The sequence below is a fragment of the Pseudomonas sp. RHF3.3-3 genome (assembly GCF_048069595.1).
GTDB classification, from domain to species: domain Bacteria; phylum Pseudomonadota; class Gammaproteobacteria; order Pseudomonadales; family Pseudomonadaceae; genus Aquipseudomonas; species Aquipseudomonas fuscovaginae_B.
Genome location: NZ_CP182250.1, coordinates 421,138 through 440,883 on the forward strand (window position 1 = coordinate 421,138; position 19,746 = coordinate 440,883).

At 64.8% G+C, this 19,746-nt stretch carries 17 protein-coding genes; 10 read left to right on the forward strand and 7 right to left on the reverse strand.

What is annotated here, in order from left to right; all coding sequences use genetic code 11:
• Positions 1 to 89 precede the first annotated feature (89 nt).
• Positions 90 to 1,367, forward strand: coding sequence for a 4-aminobutyrate--2-oxoglutarate transaminase (gene gabT / locus ACMGT0_RS01850; RefSeq protein ID WP_416771261.1), 1,278 nt, complete (start codon positions 90 to 92; stop codon positions 1,365 to 1,367).
• A 135-nt stretch (positions 1,368 to 1,502) separates the two neighbouring features.
• A complete protein-coding gene (locus tag ACMGT0_RS01855) occupies positions 1,503 to 2,714 on the forward strand; it encodes an HDOD domain-containing protein (protein WP_416771263.1) in 1,212 nt (403 codons plus the stop codon).
• Between the two features lie 40 nt (positions 2,715 to 2,754).
• On the opposite strand, the gene ACMGT0_RS01860 is transcribed toward ACMGT0_RS01855, so the two are convergent.
• Together ACMGT0_RS01860 and desA are read right to left on the reverse strand one after the other, a co-directional pair.
• On the reverse strand, positions 2,755 to 3,744 hold the full coding sequence (locus ACMGT0_RS01860; RefSeq protein WP_054061973.1) for a GGDEF domain-containing protein: 990 nt from the start codon (positions 3,742 to 3,744) through the stop codon (positions 2,755 to 2,757).
• Positions 3,745 to 3,892: 148 nt separating this feature from the next.
• Positions 3,893 to 5,077 carry a delta-9 fatty acid desaturase DesA gene (desA, locus tag ACMGT0_RS01865; protein ID WP_054058211.1) on the reverse strand — a complete coding sequence of 395 codons (1,185 nt, stop codon included), beginning with the start codon at positions 5,075 to 5,077 and terminating at the stop codon, positions 3,893 to 3,895.
• 167 nt (positions 5,078 to 5,244) lie between these two features.
• Between desA and dibA the strand changes: the two genes are divergently transcribed.
• The 6 genes from dibA (at position 5,245) to ACMGT0_RS01895 (ending at position 11,667) form a co-directional block, all read left to right on the forward strand.
• The gene (gene dibA / locus ACMGT0_RS01870; protein ID WP_416771265.1) at positions 5,245 to 7,179 is read left to right on the forward strand and encodes a phosphodiesterase DibA; all 1,935 of its coding nucleotides are present in this window, start codon (positions 5,245 to 5,247) and stop codon (positions 7,177 to 7,179) included.
• Positions 7,180 to 7,529: 350 nt separating this feature from the next.
• Positions 7,530 to 7,712, forward strand: a complete 183-nt coding sequence (gene oscA, locus ACMGT0_RS01875; RefSeq protein ID WP_007941032.1) for a sulfur starvation response protein OscA — start codon at positions 7,530 to 7,532, stop codon at positions 7,710 to 7,712.
• Positions 7,713 to 7,876: 164 nt separating this feature from the next.
• The gene (locus ACMGT0_RS01880; protein WP_054058220.1) at positions 7,877 to 8,887 is read left to right on the forward strand and encodes a sulfate ABC transporter substrate-binding protein; all 1,011 of its coding nucleotides are present in this window, start codon (positions 7,877 to 7,879) and stop codon (positions 8,885 to 8,887) included.
• 83 nt (positions 8,888 to 8,970) lie between these two features.
• The gene (gene cysT / locus ACMGT0_RS01885) at positions 8,971 to 9,789 is read left to right on the forward strand and encodes a sulfate ABC transporter permease subunit CysT (RefSeq protein WP_054058213.1); all 819 of its coding nucleotides are present in this window, start codon (positions 8,971 to 8,973) and stop codon (positions 9,787 to 9,789) included.
• Positions 9,790 to 9,801: 12 nt separating this feature from the next.
• Positions 9,802 to 10,674, forward strand: a complete 873-nt coding sequence (gene cysW, locus ACMGT0_RS01890; protein WP_054058214.1) for a sulfate ABC transporter permease subunit CysW — start codon at positions 9,802 to 9,804, stop codon at positions 10,672 to 10,674.
• 3 nt (positions 10,675 to 10,677) lie between these two features.
• Positions 10,678 to 11,667, forward strand: a complete 990-nt coding sequence (locus ACMGT0_RS01895; protein WP_054058215.1) for a sulfate/molybdate ABC transporter ATP-binding protein — start codon at positions 10,678 to 10,680, stop codon at positions 11,665 to 11,667.
• 146 nt (positions 11,668 to 11,813) lie between these two features.
• Here ACMGT0_RS01895 and ACMGT0_RS01900 read toward each other — a convergent pair whose 3' ends face one another.
• Positions 11,814 to 12,338 (reverse strand): DUF962 domain-containing protein, encoded by a 525-nt coding sequence (locus ACMGT0_RS01900; RefSeq protein ID WP_054058216.1) that lies wholly within the window; start codon positions 12,336 to 12,338, stop codon positions 11,814 to 11,816.
• An 86-nt stretch (positions 12,339 to 12,424) separates the two neighbouring features.
• On the opposite strand from ACMGT0_RS01900, the gene ACMGT0_RS01905 reads away from it, so the two are divergent.
• A complete protein-coding gene (locus ACMGT0_RS01905) occupies positions 12,425 to 13,111 on the forward strand; it encodes a Crp/Fnr family transcriptional regulator (RefSeq protein WP_054058217.1) in 687 nt (228 codons plus the stop codon).
• Between the two features lie 58 nt (positions 13,112 to 13,169).
• On the opposite strand, the gene ACMGT0_RS01910 is transcribed toward ACMGT0_RS01905, so the two are convergent.
• Positions 13,170 to 14,174, reverse strand: a complete 1,005-nt coding sequence (locus ACMGT0_RS01910) for an AraC family transcriptional regulator (RefSeq protein WP_054061976.1) — start codon at positions 14,172 to 14,174, stop codon at positions 13,170 to 13,172.
• 96 nt (positions 14,175 to 14,270) lie between these two features.
• Here ACMGT0_RS01910 and ACMGT0_RS01915 point away from each other — a divergent pair, with 96 nt between their 5' ends.
• Positions 14,271 to 15,359: a fatty acid desaturase gene (locus ACMGT0_RS01915; RefSeq protein WP_416771269.1), complete on the forward strand. Its 1,089-nt coding sequence runs from the start codon at positions 14,271 to 14,273 to the stop codon at positions 15,357 to 15,359.
• 122 nt (positions 15,360 to 15,481) lie between these two features.
• Here ACMGT0_RS01915 and ACMGT0_RS01920 read toward each other — a convergent pair whose 3' ends face one another.
• Genes ACMGT0_RS01920 through ACMGT0_RS01930 form a run of 3 tightly spaced genes read right to left on the reverse strand, consistent with a single transcriptional unit; the run spans position 15,482 to position 19,516 of the window.
• Positions 15,482 to 17,092 (reverse strand): arylsulfatase, encoded by a 1,611-nt coding sequence (locus ACMGT0_RS01920; RefSeq protein ID WP_416771271.1) that lies wholly within the window; start codon positions 17,090 to 17,092, stop codon positions 15,482 to 15,484.
• Positions 17,093 to 17,105: 13 nt separating this feature from the next.
• The gene (locus tag ACMGT0_RS01925) at positions 17,106 to 17,921 is read right to left on the reverse strand and encodes an ABC transporter ATP-binding protein (RefSeq protein ID WP_054061978.1); all 816 of its coding nucleotides are present in this window, start codon (positions 17,919 to 17,921) and stop codon (positions 17,106 to 17,108) included.
• Entirely contained in the window at positions 17,918 to 19,516 is a 1,599-nt protein-coding gene (locus ACMGT0_RS01930) for an ABC transporter permease (RefSeq protein WP_416771272.1), read from the reverse strand. The genes ACMGT0_RS01925 and ACMGT0_RS01930 overlap by 4 nt, the downstream gene beginning before the upstream one ends.
• Positions 19,517 to 19,746 lie beyond the last annotated feature (230 nt).

Genomic DNA, 19,746 nt, shown 5'->3' on the forward strand with positions numbered 1-19,746 from the left:
GCCAGTCGATCATCGTATGCTGGTGCAGTGCTCTCCCTGCCGCGTCATCCTTGAACCACGCCGCCCGATGAGCGGTGAATGAGGACAATATGAGCAAGACCAACGAATCCCTGATGCAACGCCGCCAGGCCGCCGTTCCACGCGGCGTCGGCCAGATCCACCCGATCTTCGCCGACTCGGCGAAGAATGCCACGGTGACTGACGTCGAAGGCCGCGAGTTCATCGACTTCGCTGGCGGTATCGCCGTACTGAACACCGGTCACGTGCACCCGAAAATCATCGCCGCGGTGACCGAGCAACTGAACAAGCTGACCCACACCTGCTTCCAGGTCCTGGCCTACGAGCCGTACGTGGAACTGTGCGAGAAAGTGAACGCCCGCGTTCCAGGCGACTTCGCCAAGAAAACCCTGCTGGTCACCACCGGTTCCGAAGCCGTCGAGAACGCCGTGAAGATCGCCCGTGCCGCCACTGGCCGCGCTGGCGTGATCGCCTTCACCGGCGCCTACCACGGCCGTACCATGATGACCCTGGGCCTGACCGGCAAGGTCGTGCCCTACTCGGCCGGCATGGGCCTGATGCCAGGCGGCATCTTCCGCGCGCTGTACCCGAACGAACTGCACGGCGTGAGCATTGACGATTCCATCGCCAGCATCGAGCGCATCTTCAAGAACGACGCCGAGCCACGTGACATCGCCGCGATCATCATCGAGCCGGTACAGGGCGAAGGCGGTTTCTACGTTGCGCCCAAAGAGTTCATGAAGCGCCTGCGTGCCCTGTGCGACCAGCACGGCATCCTGCTGATCGCCGACGAAGTGCAGACCGGCGCCGGTCGTACCGGTACCTTCTTCGCCATGGAGCAGATGGGCGTCGCGCCTGACCTGACTACCTTCGCCAAGTCCATCGCCGGCGGCTTCCCGCTGGCCGGCGTGTGCGGCAAGGCCGAGTACATGGACGCCATCGCTCCAGGCGGCCTGGGCGGCACCTACGCCGGTAGCCCGATCGCCTGCGCCGCGGCCCTGGCCGTGATGGAAGTGTTCGAGGAGGAGCACCTGCTGGACCGCAGCAAGGCGGTCGGCGAGCGCCTGGTGGCCGGTCTGAAGAAAATCCAGGCCAAGTACCCGGTGATCGGTGATGTGCGTGCCCTGGGCGCGATGATCGCGGTCGAGCTGTTCGACGACGGCGACACCCACAAGCCGAACGCGGCAGCCGTCGCGCAGATCGTCGCCAAGGCCCGTGACAAGGGCCTGATCCTGCTGTCCTGCGGCACCTACGGCAACGTCCTGCGCGTGCTGGTTCCGCTGACCTCGCCGGACGAGCAACTGGACAAGGGCCTGGCGATCATCGAAGAGTGCTTCGCTGAACTCTGAGCCGGGTGATGGGCTGGACAAAAAGACCCGCTTCGGCGGGTTTTTTTTGTCACGACGGCCGGTTGCGGGGGCTGGCGGTTGTACCTGCCGGTCAGTTTTGACTAATGTGTCAGGACTGCCCTCGGAGAGTGCAAGATGAGTGCCTTGGATTTACCCGCTGTACCCCGTGTGTTGATTGCCGAGGCGGACCCTTGGGCGCGGGATCTGTTGAAACAGGTATTGCTGACCGTGCGCTGCGACGCACAACTGGCCCTTTGCGCCAACGGCCAGGACGCCCTGCAGCAACTCACCGAGCAAGCCTTCGACCTGGTGATTGCCGACCGCGAGTTGCCGGGGGTCGATGGCCTGAGCCTGCTGTACAGCATGCGCCAGAAAAAACGTTCTCCCCTGTTGCCGTTCATTCTGATCAGTTCGCGCAGCGACGTTGCCAGCGTCCGCGAAGCCCTGCCGCTGCAACCCACCGCCTACCTGACCAAGCCGCTGAATGTCGATGGCCTGACCCAGCGCCTGCAGGACCTGCTGCTCGATGCCGGGCAGAGCGTCTTCTGCGAAGTGCCGGCTCTGGCGCCGGGCATGGACCTGAGGACCTTCCTCGAACGCCGCCGTGAGCAATCGGACGGTGCACCGCTGATGGCCGACGTGCAGGTCGCGGTGAAACGCAGCCTCAACCCCCACGGCCTCGACCTGAAGCAGCTGGAGCAGGAAATCGGCACCGACCCGCAGATCACTGCGGTGCTGATCGCCGCCGCCAACAGCGCGGCGCAGCATCACGGCAGCGCCGTGCAGACCCTGGCCCAGGCCCTGCAGCGCCTCGGTTCGGCGCAAAGCATGAACCTGATCCTCGGCCTGAGCCTCAAGCGCAGCGCCAAGCTCAGCGATGTCGCGCTGGCCGATTACGCCGAGCGCTACTGGCAATTGTCGCTGCATACCGCCGAGTACGGCCGGACCCTGGCGCGGATGTACGACCTCGACCAGGAGCGCTGCTATTGCGCCGGGCTGCTGCATCGCCTGGGCGACCTGGCCCTGTTGCGTTGCCTGCAGGAATGGCGGCAGGCGGGCGGCGAGCTGGATGACGAGCAGATCGGCGAGTCGCTGTTCGCGCTGGGCGCCAGCTACGGTTCGGCGCTGCGCACCCGCTGGCGCCTGCCGCTGGAGCTGCGCGAGCTGATTGCGGCGGTCTACCAGCTTGGTGGCGGGGTGTATTCCCGCGAGGCGCTATCGATGAACCTGGCGGCCCAGCTGGCGCACCTGACGCCCAGCCAGAGTATCGAGGAAGTGGCCAGGAGCCGTGCCGCCAGGCTGCTCAAGATCGGCCTGGCGGACCTGACGCGACTGCGCAAGAACTGACCGGCCCTCGTGCAGCCCTCCGAACCTGTGGGCGCCGGGTCTAGGCCAGCACGATCTGGTTCTTGCCCTGGCGCTTGGCCCGGTACATCGCCCCGTCGGCCCGGGCGAACAGGCTGTCGAGCAATTGATCCTCTGCGGTCAGGTTGGTCAGCCCCTGGCTGACGGTGGTGCCGAAGTTTTCCCCGTCGTGGTTGAACGCCAGGCGCTGAATCTCCCGCTGCAGGCGCTCGGCGATCGCCATGGCCATGTCCGGGGCGCAGCCGGGCAGCAGGGCGGCGAACTCCTCGCCGCCGATCCGCCCGAACAGGTCGCCGCTGCGCAACGCCGCACGGCCGGTCTCGGCGATTCGCTGCAGCACCTGGTCGCCCGCCGGGTGGCCGTAGGTGTCGTTGATCAGCTTGAAGTCATCGATATCCAGCAGCAGGAACGCCAGCGGCGAATCCTGCAGCCGGGCCTGCTCGAACTCGCGATGGGCACATTCGAAGAAGTGCCGGCGGTTGCTGCTGCCGGTCAGCACGTCGGTGGTGGCCAGGCGCTGCAATTCGTCTTCCAGGACCTTCTTCTCGGTGATGTCCTCGGCGATCCCGACCACGATCACCCGCTGGCCCGGTTCGGCGTGACGGCTGATGAAGCACTTGTCGCTGAGCCAGCGGATTTCGCCATCGGCGCGGATGATGCGGTATTCGCGGTCTTCCACCGCGCCTTTCTCCAGCACCTCGGCCAGACTGCGCTCGGCGTGGTCGAGGTCGTCAGGGTAGATGCTGTTGCGCCATTCGTCGTAGTCGGCCAGCAACAGCCCGGCCGAACGGCCGAAGATGCGCTCGTAGGCCGGGCTGACATAGAGCATTTGCCGCGCCTCCCAGTCGAAGGCCCAGAGCACCGCGTTGACGCTGACCAGCAGGGAGCTGAACAACTGTTCGCGCTCGCTCAGGCGCGCGACCTCGCCTTGCGCATGGACCAGCGCAAGCAGGGTTTCAGCGGCCTCCGGCCACTGTTGGAGCAAGGACGGTTGCGGTTTTTTTATCACCATCGGCACACATCTCAGAAGGTGGGCCGCGCCGCTTTCAGGCACGACGACACTGACAATCCGCCTGTCTGGCGAAGTGCATTTGAGATAGAGGAATGGTCGCTAAGTTCCGAACGACGCGCCTCGAAGCGAGGCGCGCCGATCAGCGGTGTCAGGCGGCGCTGGGGCGCAGCGAGTAGGTTTTCAGCTGGTTGGCGAATTCGCGCAGCGACTGGATGCCGCTGGCCTCGGCCTCGTGCACCCAGTCCTTGATCGCCGCGAGCATGTCGTGGCCATTCGAGCTGGTCTTGACCCAGATCTGTTGCAGGGCCAGGCGTTTCTCGTAAATTACCTTGAGCGCCTGGCTGTGCTCCAGCATGCCTTGGATGCGCAACTGGTGCTTGTCGCTGAGCAGGCTGGTTTCCCGCGACAGCAGGCGCTTGGCCCGGTGGAATTTCTGGCGTACCGAATGATCGACCTTGGCCAGTTCCTGTTTCACCAGCGGGCCGATCACCAGCTTGCGGTACTGGGCCATGATCTGGAAGCGGTTGTTGAGGATCGCCATGGCGGTGTCCATGTCCAGGTGGCCCTTGCCCTCGACCCGATGGGCGATCGGCGCGACACGCTGTACCTTGGCCAGTCGCAGCAGGCAAAAGACCTTGATCCAGGCCCAGCCCAGGTCGAACTCCCATTTTTTCACCGAGAGCTTGGCCGAGTTGGGGTAGGTGTGGTGGTTGTTGTGCAGTTCCTCGCCGCCGATCAGGATGCCCCAGGGCACCAGGTTGGTGGCGGCGTCGCGGCATTCGAAGTTGCGATAGCCGACGGCATGGCCCAGGCCGTTGATCACGCCGGCGGCCCAGAACGGGATCCAGATCATCTGGATCGCCCAGATGGTGATGCCGATGGCGCCGAACAGCAGCAGGTCGATGAGGCCCATCAGGGCTACGCCCAGCAGCTTGTAGCGGCTGTAGAGGTTGCGTTCGATCCAGTCGTCCGGGCAGTTCTTGCCGTAGATGCGCAGGGTCTCGGCGTTGCCCGCCTCGGCCCGGTACAGTTCGGCACCGGTGCGCAGCACGGTGGAGAGGCCGAGGATCACCGGACTGTGGGGATCGTCGACGGTTTCACATTTTGCGTGATGTTTACGGTGGATCGCGGTCCACTCGCGGGTATTCTGTGCCGTGGTCAGCCACAGCCAGAAACGGAAGAAGTGCTTGAGACCGCCGTTGAGTTCCAGGGAGCGGTGGGCCGAATAGCGGTGCAGGTAAACCGTGACGCCGACAATCGTCACGTGGGTCATCAACAGGGTGACCGCCACCAGTTGCCAGGCTGACAGGTCAAGAAAACCGTTGTACCACATAGGCTGTATGGCCCTCGATAAAGTAAAGAACAGCCGTCGCATTATCACCGAGCCACCAGAGAAAACCAGTCGCCGTTTCAGATAAGAGTGCCGGGATGTTTCTTACTCTATAATTCCGGCCGTTTTGTAGGGCAATTTGGCATTTCTAGAGGGAATTAGCACCGCTTATGGCAAGTTCATACCGCAATGCTCTGAAGGCGGGGGTGTTGTACCTGTTGCTGTCGATCCTCTGGATCCAGCTCAGCCAGCAGCTGTTGAGCAGTTTTTTCGATGAGCCCGAGCAGTTGGTGCAGTGGCAGATCGTTCGCGGCTACCTGTGGGTCAGTGTCAGTGCGGTGCTGATTTTCCTGATCCATGCGCGTTACCAGCGGTTTGTCCAGGCCGCCCGGGAACAGCAGTCGGCGGATGCGGGCGAAGACCGCGAGCGCCTGCGCCAGGCCGCGGCGGTGTTCGACTGTACCCGCGAAGGGGTGCTGGTCTCCGACCGCGAGGGGTTGATCGTCCACGTCAACCGGGCGTTCGTCGCCATTACCGGTTATCAGGAGGCCGAGGTGCTCGGCAAGCGGCCGAGCCTGTTCAAGTCCGGGCGCCATCCGGCGGAGTTCTACCAGAAGGTCTACCAGGCCCTGGAGGCCAGCGGCGAGTGGAGCGGCGAGATCTGGAACCGGCGCAAGAGCGGGGAAATCTACCCACAGTGGCAGACCATCCGGGCCATTCGCGATGATCACGGCCAGCTCAGTCACTACGTCGCGGTGTTTTCCGATATCAGCGCGATCAAGAACTCGCAGCACGAGTTGAGCCAGCTGGCGCACTACGATCCGCTGACCGGCCTGCCCAACCGCCTGCTGTTCTCCGACCGGGCCGCCCAGGCCCTGGCCTCGGCGCAGGTGCACAAGCGCGGTTGCGCCCTGCTGCTGATCGACCTGGACCATTTCAAGATCATCAACGACAGCCTCGGCCACAACATCGGCGACCAGTTGCTCAAGGCGGTGGGCGAGCGCCTGCAGGGCCTGTTCGGCACCGGTATCAGCCTGGCGCGCCTGGGCGGCGACGAATTCGCCGTGCTGGCCGAGAACTGCCCGCAGGTGGTCCAGGCCGCAGCCCTGGCCCAGCGGGTGATCGAAGGCCTCAGGGAGCCGTTCCAGCTCGAAGGCCACTCGTTGTTCATCAATGCCAGTATCGGCATCAGCCTGTTCCCCAGCGATGCGCTGAACGCCGAACAATTGCTGCGCAACGCCGATTCGGCGCTGTTCAAGGCCAAGAGCGCCGGCCGTGAGGGCTACGCGCTGTACACCGAGGAACTGACCGCCCATGCCCAGCACCGGGTGGAAATGGCCGGCGAGCTGCGCCGAGCGCTGGAGCAGGGCGAGTTGCGGGTGTACTACCAGCCGGTGCACGAGCTGCAGGGCAGCCGCCTGGTCGGGGTCGAGGCACTGGTGCGCTGGGAGCATCCGCAGCGTGGGCTGGTCTCGCCCGGCGAATTCATTCCGATCGCCGAGCGCACCGGGCTGATCGCCGAAATCGATGCCTGGGTCATGGAGCAGGCCTGCCAGCAGATGTGCCAGTGGCAGCGCGAGGGCCTGGCGTTGTCGTTCATCGCGGTGAACGTTTCCAGCCGCCTGTTCGCCCGGCGCGAACTGTACCAGCAGGCGGCGAAGGTGCTCGACGACACCGGCCTGGACCCGGCGCTGCTCGAGCTGGAAGTGACCGAAAGCGCGGTGATGGACGATCCCGAAGTGGCGCTGGAGCAATTGCACCGCCTGCGTGAACTGGGGGTGAGCCTGGCGATCGACGACTTCGGTACCGGTTATTCCTCGCTGCTGCGGCTCAAGCGCCTGCCGGTGCAGAAGCTCAAGATCGACCAGGGCTTCGTCGCCGGCCTGCCGTGGGACGAGGACGACGCGGCGATCGTTCGCGTGGTGATCGCCCTGGCGCAGAGCATGGGCATGCGGGTACATGCCGAGGGCATCGAGCAGCAGGAACAGGCGCGGTTCCTGCTCGAACAGGGCTGCGACCTGGGCCAGGGCTACTGGTTCGGCCGGCCGGTGCCGGCGCCGCGGCTCGATTGGCAGCATGCCCCGCAGATCTGCGCGACAGTCTGAGGCAGGGGGGCGCCTGTTCGGGCGCCATCGCCAGCCCGCCGGCTCCCACCAGCTCTGCTGCTGGCAAAGGCCCTTGTAAGCGCCGGGCTTGCCCGCGAACCGAGGCAAGGCGGCCATTCAACCGGATCGGCGGTGCCGATGCAGGCCTATTCGCAGGAAAGCCACGCTCCTGCACGGCGCGCAACCCTTGAGCCGGCATGCGACGGTCATCCTCTTTCGTTATCTAAATTTAGTTATATCAAAATTCTTAAATAGTATTTTTAAGAATAAATGCGCCTGTCTAAGATGGCCTCAACGCCCAAAAGCAGTGCCGCCACTGCCGCGGCAACTCTCATTTCAGGAGCACGACCATGAGCGCATCTCTGCGTAGCGTTGACGGCCAGGACGAAGCAACCATTCTGCGTGAGATCCAGAGCGCCTTGCGCGACCTGCGTTTCGGCGCGGTCGAGATCACCGTGCACAACGCCCAGGTGGTCCAGATCGAACGCAAGGAAAAATTCCGTCTGCAAAATCCCGGCAACAAGCCAAGCTGAACATCGCAACACCCTCTGAGCCATCAGAGGCCCGACTGGTCAACCGGAGGGCGCATCCATTCATGCCCCCCTCCACGTAAAGACAGCAGCGTTCAGGCCCGGATGCGGGCCTGATGCGCCATAAGAAAAAAGCCGATACCTCACATTTTTTCGGGAGCTTCACCATGTCGTCGATTCGCCGTTATGCCCTGGCCGCGCTCGCCAGCGCCGTGTTTGCCGGTTCCGCCGTTGCCAAGGACTACGAACTGCTCAATGTGTCCTATGACCCGACCCGTGAGCTGTACCAGGACTACAACGCCGAATTCACCAGCTTCTGGAAGCAGGCCCACCCCGGCGACAACGTGAAGATCCAGCAGTCCCATGGTGGCTCCGGCAAACAGGCCCGTGCGGTGATCGACGGTCTTCGCGCCGACGTGGTGACCCTGGCCCTGGCCGGTGACATCGACGAAGTCGCCAAGCTCGGCAAGACCCTGCCCGAGGACTGGCAGAAGCGCCTGCCGGACGCCAGCACCCCATACACCTCAACCATCGTGTTCCTGGTGCGCAAGGGCAACCCCAAGGGCATCAAGGACTGGGGCGACCTGATCAAGAAAGACGTGTCGGTCATCACCCCGAACCCGAAAACCTCCGGCGGCGCCCGCTGGAACTTCCTCGCCGCCTGGGCCTACGGCCTGAAAGCCGGTGGCAGCGAAGCCAAGGCCGAAGAGTACGTGAAGGAGCTGTTCAAGCACGTGCCGGTCCTGGACACCGGTGCCCGCGGCTCGACCATCACCTTCGTCAACAACGGCCAGGGCGACGTCCTGCTGGCCTGGGAAAACGAAGCGTTCCTGGCACTGAAGGAAGATGGCGGCGCCGACAAGTTCGACATCGTCGTGCCGTCCCTGTCGATTCTCGCCGAGCCGCCCGTGGCGGTGGTCGACAAGAACGCCGAGAAGAAGGGCAACACCGAGATCGCCACCGAGTACCTCAAGCACCTGTACAGCCCGGCCGGTCAGGAAATCGCCGCGAAGAACTTCTACCGTCCGCGTGACGAGAAGGTTGCCGCCAAGTACGAGAAGCAGTTCCCCAAACTGCAACTGGTGACTATCGACAAGGACTTCGGCGGCTGGAAAACTGCCCAACCGAAATTCTTCAATGACGGTGGCGTGTTCGACAAGATCTACCAGGCCCAGTGATCGGGGTCGGTAAACTGAAATAAGCCAAGCCCAGGGCCCCGGATTCCGTTCGGGGCTTTTGTGCGTCAAAACCAAGGACTTTTATGTCGCGTCGTATCTCCCCCGTCATACCCGGCTTCGGGCTGACGCTGGGCTACACCTTGGTGTACCTCAGCCTGATTGTGCTCATACCGCTGGCGGCGATGTTCGTGCATGCCGCCCAACTCACCTGGGATCAGTTCTGGAACATCATCTCGGCACCGCGGGTGATCGCGGCGTTGAAGCTGAGTTTCGGCACCGCGCTGTACGCGGCGGTCATCAATGGTGTCATCGGCACGCTGCTGGCCTGGGTGCTGGTGCGCTACACCTTCCCCGGCCGCAAGATCATCGATGCGATGGTCGACCTGCCGTTCGCCCTGCCCACCGCCGTCGCCGGTATCGCGCTGACCGCGCTGTACACCCCCACCGGGCTGGTCGGGCAGTTCGCCGCCGACCTGGGCTTCAAGATCGCCTACACCCCGCTGGGCATCACCCTGGCGCTGACCTTCGTGACCCTGCCGTTCGTGGTTCGCACGGTACAGCCGGTACTGGCCGACATTCCCCGTGAAGTCGAGGAGGCGGCCGCCTGCCTGGGCGCCAAGCCCCTGCAGGTGTTCCGCCATGTCCTGCTGCCGGCGCTGCTGCCGGCCTGGCTGACCGGCTTCGCCCTGGCCTTCGCCCGCGGCGTCGGCGAGTACGGTTCGGTGATCTTCATCGCCGGCAACATGCCGATGAAGACCGAGATCCTGCCGCTGCTGATCATGGTCAAGCTCGACCAGTACGACTACACCGGCGCGACCTCCATCGGCGTGCTGATGCTGGTGGTTTCCTTTGTCCTGTTGCTGCTGATCAACCTGCTGCAGCGGCGTATCGAAACCCCATAAGGAGGCGCGAACATGTCCCAATCGTCCATTGCCGCCGCGTCTTCGGCCAATGCCGCCCGGCGTGGCAGTGCCACCTCGCGGCGGATCCTGATCGGCCTCGGCTGGCTGATTTTCGCCCTGTTCCTGCTGTTGCCGCTGTTCATCGTGGTGTCCCAGGGCCTGAAGAACGGCCTGGGGGCTTTCTTCACCGCGATCTTCGAGCCCGATGCCCTGTCGGCGCTGAAGCTGACGGTGATCGCCGTGCTGATCTCGGTGCCGCTGAACCTGGTGTTCGGCGTCAGCGCCGCCTGGTGCGTGAGCAAGTACAGCTTCCGCGGCAAGAGCATCCTGGTGACCCTGATCGACCTGCCGTTCTCGGTGTCGCCGGTGATCGCCGGCCTGGTCTACGTGCTGATGTTCGGCGCCCAGGGCCTGTTCGGTCCGTGGCTGGCCGACCATGACATCCAGATCGTCTTCGCCCTGCCGGGCATTGTCCTGGCGACCATCTTCGTCACCGTGCCCTTCGTCGCCCGTGAACTGATCCCGCTGATGCAGGAGCAGGGCACCCAGGAAGAAGAGGCCGCCCGGCTGCTGGGCGCCAACGGCTGGCAGATGTTCTGGCATGTGACCGTGCCGAACATCAAGTGGGGCCTGATCTACGGCGTGGTGCTCTGCACGGCGCGGGCGATGGGCGAGTTCGGCGCGGTGTCGGTGGTTTCCGGGCACATTCGCGGGGTGACCAACACCCTGCCGCTGCACGTCGAGATCCTCTACAACGAATACAACCACGTGGCCGCGTTCGCCGTGGCGAGCCTGTTGCTGATCCTGGCGCTCTTCATCCTGCTGCTCAAGCAGTGGAGCGAAAACCGTATCAACCGCCTGCGCGCCAGCGCCGCGGAGGAATAAGTCATGTCGATCGAAGTCCGTAACGTCAGCAAGAACTTCAACGCCTTCAAGGCCCTGAACAGCATCAACCTGGATATCAGCAGCGGCGAACTGGTGGCCCTGCTCGGCCCGTCCGGCTGCGGCAAGACCACCCTGCTGCGGATCATCGCCGGGTTGGAAACCCCGGATGCCGGCAACATCGTGTTCCACGGCGAAGACGTGTCCGGCCATGACGTGCGCGATCGCAACGTCGGCTTCGTGTTCCAGCATTACGCGCTGTTCCGCCACATGACGGTGTTCGACAACGTCGCCTTCGGCCTGCGCATGAAGCCCAAGAGCCAGCGGCCGAACGAAAGCCAGATTGCCACCAAGGTCCACGAACTGCTGAACATGGTGCAGTTGGACTGGCTGGCCGACCGCTACCCGGAACAATTGTCCGGTGGTCAGCGCCAGCGGATCGCCCTGGCCCGTGCCCTGGCGGTGGAACCCAAGGTGCTGCTGCTGGACGAACCGTTCGGCGCGCTGGATGCCAAGGTCCGCAAGGAGTTGCGTCGCTGGCTGGCGCGGCTGCACGAAGACATCAACCTGACGTCGGTGTTCGTGACCCACGACCAGGAAGAGGCGATGGAAGTCGCCGACCGCATCGTGGTGATGAACAAGGGCGTGATCGAGCAGATCGGCTCACCGGGCGAGGTCTACGAGAACCCGGCCAGCGACTTCGTCTACCACTTCCTCGGGGACTCGAACCGGTTGCACTTGGGCGAGGACCACCACGTGCTGTTCCGCCCGCATGAAGTGTCGCTGTCGCGCCATGAGCTGGAGGATCACCATGTCGCTGAAGTGCGCGACATCCGTCCGCTGGGCGCGACGACCCGGGTGACGCTGAAGGTGGAAGGCCAGAGCGAACTGATCGAGGCCGAGGTGGTCAAGGACCACGACAGCCTGATCGGCCTGGCGCGGGGCGAGACGCTGTTCTTCAAGCCCAAGGTCTGGCAGAAGCTGGCGAACGTCTGACCCTCAAGGTTGCAGGGCTTGCTGGCCTCTTCGCGGGCAAGCCCGGCTCCTACCAGGTACGCGTCGTACACAAGAGCGATGGACATCTCAAATCCGCAGGCGCCGGGCTTGCCCGCGAAGAGGCCCTGCCAAACACCACCAAACCATCAGGCCGCCGCGCGCTTCTCGCGCAACCGTACGCCCCCCGCCCGCGCCTCGATCTCCTGCTTGAGCGCCTTGCGCAACCCGAGCAGAAACGCCAGCTCGGCCACCACGAACAGCGGCCCGACGATCAACCCGCTGAGGTCGTCGACGAACGCCGGCTTGCGCCCTTCGTAGTAATGCCCGATGAACTGGATCACCCAGCCGAGCACGAACAGACCGATCCCACTGCTCAACCAGACCAGGGTGCTCTGCGCGGCAATGATCTGGCCTAGCCAAACGGATAGGCCGAGCAGCACCGTCATCAGTACCCCAAGAGCCACTTCCAGACGCAGATAGAACCAGGCCGAAGCCACCGTCAGAAGCACTGCGGGGGTCAGCCAGAGCCCGGCCACCGGCCATCCCGGCCTTGAAAGCAGGGTCGCGACGGCGATCACGATCAGCGGAATTCCGATGAAATGGCTGGCGATGTTCCGCGGATCACGGTGGTACGCCGCATATTGACTGAGATGCTCGACGAGGTTTTTCATTGTTATTCCTCCTGTAGGGTGATGGGATCATGCCCTGCTCGAAAACTTTGCGCTGTCGGCTACCCGACAATCGTCTCGGAGTTCCCATGGAAGTATCTGCCTGGCGTTCACGCCTGCTGACGGGTCACTGGTTCAGCAATCTGCCGGCTCACTTGCAGGATAGCCTGCTGGCGGCAGCCAAGGGCCGGCGCCTGACGCCCGGCCAGCGGCTGTTCAAGCGCGGCGACCCGCCCTGTGGCCTGTACGCGGTGCTCGAAGGCTCGGTGCGGGTCGGCGCGGTCAGCGAAAAGGGCAAGGAGGCCCTGCTGAGCGTGATCGAACTGCCGTACTGGTTCGGCGAGATCTCGCTGTTCGACGGCCTGCCGCGTACCCACGATGCCTATGCGGTGGGCCACACCATCCTGCTGCAGGTGCCGCAGGGTGTGCTGCTGCAACTGCTGGACGAGCACCCGGAGTACTGGCGGCATTTCGCCCTGCTGATGAGCCAGAAGCTGCGGCTGACCTTCATCGGCCTGGAGCAGTTGAGCCTGCTGCCGGCCCGCGAGCGGCTGGCCCATCGGCTGCTGCAGATTGCCGAGGGTTATGGCGAGCTCAACCACTCGCGGCAACTGATTCCGCTGTCCCAGGACCAGCTGGCGCTGATGCTGTCGCTGTCGCGGCAGACCACCAACCAGATCCTCAAGGGGTTTGAGGACGAAGGCATCCTGCGCCTGAACTACGGCGAGATCATCATCACCGACCTGGCGCGCCTGCGTCATGCGGCCAGCAGTTGAGGTGTGACGCCGCTCCGCCGCGAATAGGCTCTCGAACCTGACGAAGTTTGCAGGGGCCTCAACGCAACCCGTCACGAAACTGCCCCGGCGTCATCCCGGTCCAGCGCTTGAACGCCCGGCTGAAGCTGCTGGTATCGGCAAACCCGAGCAGGTAGCTGATCTCGCTCAGTGAACACTGCGGATCGCGCAGGTGCAGCAGTGCCAGGTTCTCCCTGCATTCGTTGAGCAGCGTGTCATAGCGGCAGCCCTCGTCGGCCAGGTGCCGTTGCAGGCTGCGCAGGCTCAGGTGCAGGGCCTGGGCGATGCGTTCGGCCGAAGGCTCGCCCTCCGGCAACTGCGCCTCGATGGCCTGGCGCACCTTGCGCTCCCAGGTCAGCGGCTTGAGTTGCGCCAGGGTGCGGTTCAGCACCGCTTCGTTGTGTTCGGCCAGCTCCGGGTTGGCGTCGTCCAGATGGCTGTCGAAATCGCTGCAGGCGAACTCCAGGCAATCCTGCGCGGCCGCAAAGAACACCGGCGCGCGAAACACCGTGTGCCAGGGCTTGGGGTCCGTCGGCTCGGCCCGCCGCAGGTGCACCGCCAACGGCGCGTATTCGCGGCCCAGGCGGTTGCGGCAGGTGCGCACGTAGATCGCGGCGAACGCATCGATGGCTTCCGGGGCCGGCTCCGGGCTGCCCTTGGGCACCCGCAGGCTGAAGCGGTAGCGCTCGCCTTCACGGCTCAGTTCCAGCTCCAGGGCATCGCTGACCACCGTGTGGTAGCGCACGATGCGCTCGAACACCTCGCGCAGGCTGCCGCTGGCGACCAGCGCATAGCCGAGGGCATGGAAGGTGGTCGGGCTGACGAACCGCGACACCCGCAGGCCGATCGCCGGATCGCCGCTGGCCTGCACTGCCAACTGCCAGAGACGGGTGGTGGCCGACAGCGGGTAGCGGGCGTTGGGATCGTCCATCAGTTGCGGGTCGACCCCGGCCTCGCGGCACAGGGCGGCACTGTCGAGGCCGAGGGCGTCGAGCTGCTTGCGCAGGGCGCGGGTCCAGCTGGAAAGCGAAGTCGGTTCAGGCATGTTGGCGCGTCCGGTCAACGGGTTGGCGTTCGCGGCTACGGCCTTCAGAGATGCTACGGCGCAAGATGCGAACATCAATGACCAGAGGATGGAATCATGGAAGGTGTTTGCGCAAGTCCCCAGGCCACGAATGTTCAGGCGCTGGACGATCAGCAGCGCTGCGCGCGCATTCGTGAGGTGGTGCTGGCCCGGGGCGTCGAACTGCGTCGGCGCTACCCGCTGCTCAATCACCAGGACGCCATCGGCGCGGGCATCCTGGCCTTCGCCCTGGCCGGCATGATCGGCTCGGCGGCGCTCTATATCGAGGGCTACCTGGCCTGGTGGGCGTGCCTGCTGGTCAACGCCTTCCTCGCCTCGCTGACCCACGAGCTGGAGCATGACCTGATCCACAGCATGTATTTCCGCAGGCGGCGCGTGCCGCACAACCTGATGCTGGCGCTGGTCTGGCTGGCGCGGCCGAGCACCATCAACCCCTGGGTGCGCCGTCACCTGCACCTCAACCACCACAAGGTTTCCGGCACCGAGGCCGACATGGAGGAGCGTGCGATCACCAACGGCGAGCCGTGGGGGCTGGCGCGGCTGCTGATGGTCGGCGACAACGTGATGTCGGCGCTGATCCGCGCAGGCCGGGCGAAGAGCTGGGCGCACCGGCGCGCCATTCTCAAGCGTGTGGTGCTGGTCTATGCACCACTGGCCCTGCTGCACTGGGGCGCCTGGTATGTGTTCCTCGGGTTCCATGGCGCCAACGGCGTCGCCGCGCTGCTGGGGACCTCGATCGACTGGTCGGCCGGGACCCTGGCGACGATGCGGGTGATCGACATCGCGGCGGTGGTGATCATCGGGCCGAACGTGCTGCGTACCTTCTGCCTGCATTTCATCAGCTCGAACATGCACTACTACGGCGATGTCGAGCCGGGCAACGTGATCCAGCAGACCCAGGTGCTCAACCCATGGTGGCTGTGGCCGCTGCAGGCGTTCTGCTTCAACTTCGGCAGCACCCACGGCATTCATCACTTCGTGGTCAAGGAACCCTTCTACCTTCGCCAGATGACCGCGCCGGTGGCCCACAAGGTGATGGCCGAGATGGGCGTGCGCTTCAATGATTTCGGCACCTTTGCCCGGGCGAACCGGTTTGTCCGCCAGGAACGTGGCCGTGTACAGGCGGTGAGGGTCGTACAGGGCTGAAGGGCTGCTTTCGATCGTTCCCGCGCGCTGCGTGGGAACGCCTCCCTGGATACTCTGCGTTATAGGCTGAATTGTCACGCAGAGCGTGAACGATCAGTGCAGCTTGCAGGGGCGAGGAACGCTCAATCCGGCTGAAACGGCGACGCGCTGAGAATCACCCCGGTTTCCTCGACATAGCGCTGCCAATGTTCGATCAGCATCGCCAGCCGCTCCGGCTGTGCCTCGGCCAGGTCGTGGATTTCTCCTGGATCGGCACTCAGGTCGTATAGCTGCCAGGTCGCCGGGCCCACCGGGCCGGGGATATACACCGCCTTCCAGTGGCCCTGGCGAATCGCCCGGCGGCCGAACAGCTCCCAGCCCGTCACCGTGTGTTCGTCGTGCACTTGCGCGGTCTCGCCGGACAGGAAGCCCAGCCACGACTTGCCCCGCAGCGGCGCCACTTCCCTGCCGTGCCAGCGCTTGCCCGGATGGCGCACGCCGGCCAGGTCGAGAATGGTCGGGGTGATGTCCATCACCGTGGCAAAGCCATGGCTGATCTGCCCTGGCCGGGTCAGCGGCGGGTAGTGCAGCAACGCCGGCACACGGATGCCGCCCTCGGTGGTGAAGGCCTTGAACAGCCGCGACGGCGCCGTCGCCGCCTGGGCCCAGGCCGGGCCGTACCAGACGTAGGAGTTGGCCCGGCCGATGTTCTCCAGGCTGTTGTCGTAATGCCGGTCCAGGTAGCCGAGTAGTTCCGGGCCGAACTTGGGGAAGGCTTCCAGCAGGGCACCTTCGGCACCGTTGTCGGACATGAACAGGATGAAGGTGTTGTCCAGCAGGCCCTGCTTGCGCAGGTAAGCCACGACCCTGCCGATGTTCCAGTCCATTCGCTCGACCATCGCCGCATACACCTCCATGGCCCGCGCCGAGCGCTGGCGCTGCTCCTCGCTCAGCGAGTCCCACTCAGCGCTCAGGCCGAGCAGCGGATGCGGCTCGACCGCGCTGTCGACCAGACCCAGTTGCCGCAGCTTCTCCAGGCGTTCCAGGCGCAGCACTTCAGGGCCGGCGTCATAGCGCCCCTTGTAGCGGGCGACCACCTCGGCCGGCGCCTGCAATGGCCAGTGCGGCGCGGAAAACGGCAGGTAGGCGAAGAACGGCTGGCTCTGGTCGCGTTCCTTGAGGTACTGCAGCAGCTTGTCGGCGAAGGCATCGGAGGAATAGAAATCGGCCGGCAACCGTTCGACGAAATCCTGGTTTTCGATGTACAGCGCCGGGGTCGATTTGAGCAGGCCCGGGGTGGTCTCGTCGTAGGTCGGCTCGAAACCGTAGTGGTTGGCCGCACCCGGCAGCAGCGAGAACGAGCGCTGGAAACCGCGCGCGTGAGGCGCCTGTTCGGCGGTCAGGCCCAGGTGCCACTTGCCGCTGATCCAGGTCTGGTAGCCGGATTCGCGCAGCAGCTCGGGCAGCGCCACCACCCGGTCGTTGAGGTAGCCCTCGTAGCCCGGCTTGCCGATCAACTCCGGGGTCAGCGCCTCGGCCATGGTGCCGATGCCGGCGATATGGTGGTCAGTGCCGGTCAGCAGCATCGAGCGGGTCGGCGAGCAGGTCGGCGCGGTGTGGAAGTCGGTCAGGCGCAGGCCGCCATGGGCCAGGGCATCGAGGTTCGGCGTGGCGATCTCGCCGCCGAAGGCGCCAAGGTCGGAAAAGCCGAGGTCGTCGGCCAGTATCACCAGGAAGTTCGGACGTTGCGCCATGTCGGGGTTCCTCTCAGCAGGCGATGAAGGTCAGGGGCAGGTCGCGGATCTGTTCGGGTTGCGGCGGCTGGTAGTGGTCGTCGCTGGTCAGTTCATGCAGCAGCTCCTCGCGCAGGCGGTGGAACTCGAAGCCGCTGCGCTGGCGCGGATGGGGCAGGGCGATCTCGACCACGCGCTTGATCCGCCCGGGGCGCGGCTCCATCACCACCACCCGGTCGGCGAGGAAAATCGCCTCTTCCACATCGTGGGTGACCAGCAGCGTGGTGATCTTCGCCCGTTCGCGGATCGCCAGCAGTTCGTCCTGCATCTGCTGGCGGGTCAGCGCGTCGAGGGCGCCGAACGGCTCGTCCAGCAGCAGAATGCGCGGGCTGGCCACCAGCCCGCGGGCGATCGCCACGCGTTGGGCCATGCCGCCGGAGAGCTGGTGCGGATAGGCGCGGGCGAAGTCGGCCAGGCCGACCAGTTGGATGAACTGCTCGATGCGCCGCTGGCGTTCGCGCTTGTCCAGCGCTTCGTTGACCAGGCCCAGGCCGATGTTCTCCTCGACCGTCAGCCAGGGAAACAGCCGGTGCTCCTGGAAGACGATGCCGCGTTCGCTGCCGATGCCGTCGACCACCCGGCCATCGACGCGGATTTCGCCGCGAAAGGCGGTGTCCAGGCCGATCAGCAGGCGCAGCAGGGTGGATTTGCCGCAGCCGCTGGAGCCGACGATGGCGACGAATTCGCCTTCGCCGATGTCCAGGCTGAAATTGTCGATGGCCTGCAGTTCGGCGCCGTCGACGTCGAAGGATTTGCCGACCTGGTTGAAACTGACCAGTGCTGTGTTCATGCGTGTCTCCAGCGGGTGGCGCGGGTTTCGAGGCGTTGGCCGAGCAGGTTGATCAGCGCGCCGGTGAGGCCGACCACGAGCATGCCGGCCATGATCACGTTCATCTGCAGCAACTGCTGCGCGCCGATCATCAGCGAGCCGATGCCGCCGTTGGACGGCATGAAATATTCGGCGCCGAGGGTGCCGAGCCAGGCGTAGACCAGGCTCAGGCGCAGGCCGGCGAAGATCCCCGGCGCGGCGCCGGGCAGCACCAGCCTGCGCAGCCGCTGCCAGAGGTTCAGGCGCAGCACCCGGGCCGCTTCGGTCAGTTGTGGCGAAAGGTTGGCGACGCTGCGTTGGGTGGCGATGAACAGTGGGAAGAACGCGGCGAGGCCGACGAACACCACCTTGGCCCCTTCGCCCAGGCCGAACCAGGCGGTGATCAGCGGCACCCAGGCGAAGATCGCGATCTGGCGCAGCGCCGACAGGCTGGGGCCGAGCAGGCGTTCGGAGGTCCTCGACAAGCCCAGCAGCAAGCCCAGGCCCAGGCCCAGCGAACCGCCGAGCAGCAGGCCGGCGAAGGTGCGCTTCAGGCTCAGGCCGAGGCCGCCCGGCAGGCTGCCGTCGAGCAGGCCGTTCCAGGTGCTGTGCAGCACCGCCAGGGGGCTGGCGAGGATGCCGCCGTCGATCCACTCAAGCTCGCTCGCCAGTTGCCAGAGCACCAGCAGCGTCAGCGGCAGCAGCCACGGTTGCAGGCGCTGCCAGCCCTGGTAACGCGGGCCCCGGGGAATCTGCGCGGTGGCCGGATGCGGCCAGTGCACCAGGCGCCGGTCGAGCAGGGCGATGCCGCGATCCATCAGCACGCCGATCACACCGATGACCAGGATGCAGACGAAGACGATATCGAGCATGAACAACTGCCGGGCGTAGACCATCAGATAGCCGATGCCCTCGCTGGAGGCCAGCAGTTCCACGGCCAGCAGCGAGGTCCAGCCGGCGGCCAGGGCCAGGCGCAAACCGGCCATGAACGCTGGCAGCGCGGCGGGCAGGATCAATCGGCGCACCAGCAGGTAGGGCGACAATCGCAGTACCGCGGCGGCCTCGCGCAGGCGCGGTTGGGTATCACGCACGCCCACCAGGGTGTGCAGGGTCACCGGGACCACGATGGCCTTGATCAGCACCACCAGCTTGAGCAGTTCGCCGATGCCGAAAAACACCATGAACAGCGGAATCCAGGCCAGGGTCGGAATCTGCGCCAGGGCACTGAAGGTGGGGAATACCAGGCGCTCGGCGCGACGGCTGAAACCGAGACTGGCGCCGAGCAGGGCGCCGAGGCCGACACCCGCGAGCAGGCCGTACAGCAGCCGTTGCAGGCTGATCCACAAATGGCCCCACAGCTCGCCGCAGCCCAGCTCCAGTGCGCTTTGCGCCACCAGCGCGGGCGACGGCAGGATCTGCTGGCTCATCCAGTGCTGACGGCTGGCGGTCCACCACAAGGCGGCGAGGGCCAGCGGCAGCAGCCAGGGCAACAGGTGCCGACCCAGGTTGGGCCAGCGCCGGTGGGTCCCGGCGGGCGGTAGCGTCAGCGGCAGGCTGAGCAGAGAAACACGGGCCATGGCGGACCTCCGTTGTCGGTTTCCGGGCGATGCACGGCGTGAAGGTAAATATGCTTATTCGATCTATAAATAATCTTATCAATTCTATTGAGAGATAAGGAAAGGCCATTTAAGGCTCGTGTGGAGCAGGCATCCAATGCATTCGGAGAATATTTTCCATGCGTTTGCTGCATATCCGCGCAGCGACGAGGTTTGACGGCTTATATTTCCTAAAGTTACTAAAATGTGAA

Coding starts and splice junctions, on each gene's coding strand:
- ACMGT0_RS01860 (WP_054061973.1), bottom strand. CDS start 3,744: ATGGTGATAAAAAAACCGCAACCGTCCTTGCTCCAACAGTGGCCGGAG.
- dibA (WP_416771265.1), top strand. CDS start 5,245: ATGGCAAGTTCATACCGCAATGCTCTGAAGGCGGGGGTGTTGTACCTG.
- ACMGT0_RS01910 (WP_054061976.1), bottom strand. CDS start 14,174: ATGCCTGAACCGACTTCGCTTTCCAGCTGGACCCGCGCCCTGCGCAAG.
- desA (WP_054058211.1), bottom strand. CDS start 5,077: ATGTGGTACAACGGTTTTCTTGACCTGTCAGCCTGGCAACTGGTGGCG.
- ACMGT0_RS01895 (WP_054058215.1), top strand. CDS start 10,678: ATGTCGATCGAAGTCCGTAACGTCAGCAAGAACTTCAACGCCTTCAAG.
- oscA (WP_007941032.1), top strand. CDS start 7,530: ATGAGCGCATCTCTGCGTAGCGTTGACGGCCAGGACGAAGCAACCATT.
- ACMGT0_RS01930 (WP_416771272.1), bottom strand. CDS start 19,516: ATGGCCCGTGTTTCTCTGCTCAGCCTGCCGCTGACGCTACCGCCCGCC.
- ACMGT0_RS01900 (WP_054058216.1), bottom strand. CDS start 12,338: ATGAAAAACCTCGTCGAGCATCTCAGTCAATATGCGGCGTACCACCGT.
- cysW (WP_054058214.1), top strand. CDS start 9,802: ATGTCCCAATCGTCCATTGCCGCCGCGTCTTCGGCCAATGCCGCCCGG.
- cysT (WP_054058213.1), top strand. CDS start 8,971: ATGTCGCGTCGTATCTCCCCCGTCATACCCGGCTTCGGGCTGACGCTG.
- ACMGT0_RS01905 (WP_054058217.1), top strand. CDS start 12,425: ATGGAAGTATCTGCCTGGCGTTCACGCCTGCTGACGGGTCACTGGTTC.
- gabT (WP_416771261.1), top strand. CDS start 90: ATGAGCAAGACCAACGAATCCCTGATGCAACGCCGCCAGGCCGCCGTT.
- ACMGT0_RS01920 (WP_416771271.1), bottom strand. CDS start 17,092: ATGGCGCAACGTCCGAACTTCCTGGTGATACTGGCCGACGACCTCGGC.
- ACMGT0_RS01880 (WP_054058220.1), top strand. CDS start 7,877: ATGTCGTCGATTCGCCGTTATGCCCTGGCCGCGCTCGCCAGCGCCGTG.
- ACMGT0_RS01915 (WP_416771269.1), top strand. CDS start 14,271: ATGGAAGGTGTTTGCGCAAGTCCCCAGGCCACGAATGTTCAGGCGCTG.
- ACMGT0_RS01855 (WP_416771263.1), top strand. CDS start 1,503: ATGAGTGCCTTGGATTTACCCGCTGTACCCCGTGTGTTGATTGCCGAG.
- ACMGT0_RS01925 (WP_054061978.1), bottom strand. CDS start 17,921: ATGAACACAGCACTGGTCAGTTTCAACCAGGTCGGCAAATCCTTCGAC.